The following is a 3,468-nucleotide window of genomic DNA, read 5'->3' on the forward strand; positions in this document are numbered from 1 at the left end:
CCACGCGGCATCCGCTCTTCGTTCGCTTGCGTGCGGCGGGCTACAGCGTGAGCGCCCGGCGCACGAGGTCGGCCTGCTCGGCGGCGTGGCGCTTGGCCGAGCCGGTCGCCGGCGAGGCCGCGGCGGCACGGGCGACGACCGCGACCGGGCGCGGGCCAAGCTTGTTCGTCTCGATGATGAAGTACGGCCACGCGCCCTGGTTCTCGGGCTCGTCCTGCGCCCACATGAGCTCGGCGTTCGGGTAGCTGTCGGCGACCGTCTTGAGCTCGTCCTTCGGCAGCGGGTAGAGCTGCTCGAGGCGCACGACCGCGATCTCGGGGTTCGGGTGCTTCTCGAGCTCGGAGATGAGGTCGTAGTAGATCTTGCCCGAGACGAACACGACCCGCTTGACGGCCGCCTTGTCGTCGATGCGGGCGTCGTCGATGACCGGCTCGAACCGGCCGCTCGTGAAGTCGGCGACCTCGCTCGTCGCGCCGCGGAGTCGCAGCATGGCCTTGGGCGTGAAGACCACGAGCGGCCGACGCGGACGCGCGTACGCCTGGCGACGCAGCAGGTGGAAGTACGACGCGGGCGTCGACGGACGCGCCACGGTCATGTTGTCTTCCGCGCAGAGCTGCAGGTACCGCTCGATGCGGGCGCTCGAGTGGTCGGGCCCCTGGCCCTCGTAGCCGTGGGGGAGGAGGAGCACGACGCTCGAGCGCTGGCCCCACTTCTGCTCGGCCGAGGAGATGAACTCGTCGATGATGATCTGGGCGCCGTTCGCGAAGTCGCCGAACTGGGCCTCCCACATCACGAGCGCGTCGGCCCGCTCGACCGAATAGCCGTACTCGAAGCCCATCGCCGCGTACTCGCTCAGCAGCGAGTCGTAGATCCAGAACTTGGCCTGGTTGTCGGAGAGGTTCTGCAGCGGCAGCCACTCCTGGCCGTTCATGCGGTCGTGCAGCACGGCATGGCGCTGCACGAACGTGCCGCGGCGGGCGTCCTGGCCGGCGAGGCGCACGGGAGTGCCCTCGAGCAGCAGGGAGCCGAGGGCGAGCAGCTCGCCGAAGCCCCAGTCGATCTTGCCGTTGCGGCTCATGTCGTAGCGCTTGGTGAGCAGCTGCTGGATCTTCGGATGCACCGTGAAGCCGGCGGGCTTGTTGTCGAACGCGTCGCCGATGGCGTGCACGACCTCGGTCGCGACGCCGGTGGTCTCGAGCTCRCCCGAGACGACCTCGTCGGCACGCGTCGACTCCGTGGCGCCGATGATCGGGATCGCGCCGGTCTGCGCGGCGTGGGTCTCGGCAAAGGCCCGCTCGAGGCGGTCCTGGAAGTCGCGGTGCGCCTCCTCGTACTCCTCCTCGGTGATGTCACCACGTCCGACGAGCGCCTCGGTGTAGAGCTTGCGCACCGAGCGCTTCGCCTCGATGAGGTTGTACATGAGCGGCTGGGTCATCGAGGGGTCGTCGCCCTCGTTGTGCCCGCGGCGGCGGTAGCAGACGAGGTCGATGACGACGTCGCGCTTGAACTCCTGCCGGTAGCGGAAGGCCAGCTCGGCCACCCGCACGACCGCCTCGGGGTCGTCGCCGTTCACGTGGAAGATCGGGGCCTGGATGGTCTTCGCGACATCCGTCGAGTAGATCGACGAGCGCGCGTCGCCCGGCACCGTGGTGAAGCCCACCTGGTTGTTGATGTTCACGTGGATGGTGCCGCCCGTGCGGTAGCCGCGCAGCTGCGACATCTGCATCGTCTCGACGACGATGCCCTGGCCGGCCATCGCCGCGTCGCCGTGGATGAGGATCGGCAGGGTCGAGAAGGTGCCGATGGGCTTGCGGTCCTGCTTGGCCCGCACGATGCCCTCGAGCACGCCGTCGACGGCCTCGAGGTGCGACGGGTTCGCCGCGAGCGAGACGGGGATCTGGTGGCCGTCGTCGGCGGTGAACGTGCCCTCGGTGCCGAGGTGGTACTTCACGTCGCCCGAGCCCGAGAAGACCTTGGCGTCCATGTTGCCCTCGAACTCGCGGAACACCTGGCCATAGGTCTTGCCGCCGATGTTCGTGAGCACGTTGAGCCGGCCGCGGTGCGCCATGCCGATGGCGACCTCGTCGAGGCCGTCCTTCGCCGCGCCCTGCAGGATCTCGTCGAGCAGGGCGATGACGGACTCGCCGCCCTCGAGGCTGAACCGCTTCTGGCCGACGTACTTCGTCTGCAGGAACGTCTCGAACGCCTCGGCCTCATTGAGCTTGCCGAGGATGCGCATCTGCTCGTCATGGGTCGGCTTCTCGTACTTGCGCTCGACCTCGTTCTGGATCCAGCGGCGCTGCACCGGGTCCTGGATGTGCATGTACTCGATGCCGATCGTGCGGCAGTAGGAGTCGCGGAGCACGCCGAGGATGTCGCGGAGGAGCGCGGTGCGCTTCTCGCCGAACCCGCCCGTGACGAACTCGCGGTCGAGGTCCCAGAAGGTGAGGCCGTGGCTCGCGATGTCGAGGTCGGGGTGCGATCGCTGCACGTACTCCAGCGGGTCGATGTCGGCCATGAGGTGGCCGCGCACGCGGAACGCGTTGATGAGCTCCTGCACGCGGGCGGTCTTGTCGATCGCGCTGGCGATGTCGACCGAGATGTCGGGCGCCCAGCGGATGGGCTCGTAGGGCAGGCGGAGCGCGGCGAAGATGTTCTCGTAGAAGTCGCGCTGCCCGATGAGCAGCTCGTGCACCTTCTTCAGGAACTCGCCCGAGCCGGCGCCCTGGATGACGCGGTGGTCGTAGGTCGACGTGAGGGTGATGGTCTTGCCGATGGCGAGGTTCGCGAGGGTCTTCTCGGAGGAGCCCTGGAACTCGGCCGGGTACTCGAGGGCGCCGGCGCCGATGATGCAGCCCTGGCCCTTCATGAGCCGGGGCACCGAGTGCACGGTGCCGATCCCGCCCGGGTTGGTGAGCGAGATCGTGGCGCCCTTGAAGTCGTCAGCGGTCAGCTTGTTCTGCCGCGCACGCTGCACGAGGTCTTCGTAGGCGTTCAGGAACTCATTGAACGTCATGGTCTCGGCGCGCTTGATGGCGGGCACGAGCAGCGCCCGGGTGCCGTCGGGCTTGGGGATGTCGATGGCGATGCCGAGGCCGATGTGGGCGGGCTTCACCAACGAGGGCTTGCCGTCGACCTCGGCGTACGAGACGTTCTGGCTCGGGAACTCCTTCAGCGCCTGGATGAGTGCCCAGCCGATGAGGTGCGTGAACGACACCTTGCCGCCGCGGCTGCGGCGGAGGTGGTTGTTGATCACGATGCGGTTGTCGATCATGAGCTTCGCCGGCACGGTGCGCACGCTCGTCGCGGTCGGCACGGTGAGGCTCTGGTCCATGTTCGCGGCGAGGGTCTTCGGCAGGCCGCGCAGCGGGACGACCTCGTCCTCCCGGGGCGCACCCGCGATGACGGGCTGCGGGCTCGTGATCGGCACGTCGGCCGGCACGGGCGCCGTGCGGGGGGCCACCGAGG

General features: G+C 68.6%; 1 protein-coding gene. It reads right to left on the bottom strand.

Annotation, left to right across the window (positions count from 1 at the left end; all coding sequences use genetic code 11):
- Positions 1-40: 40 nt before the first annotated feature.
- Positions 41-3,468, bottom strand: a 3,428-nt coding sequence (locus AC1DY2_RS17375) for a multifunctional oxoglutarate decarboxylase/oxoglutarate dehydrogenase thiamine pyrophosphate-binding subunit/dihydrolipoyllysine-residue succinyltransferase subunit (RefSeq protein ID WP_476763550.1), incomplete at its 5' end; no start/stop codon positions are given.

It is taken from the genome of Agromyces sp. P1_H4, from assembly GCF_056405255.1.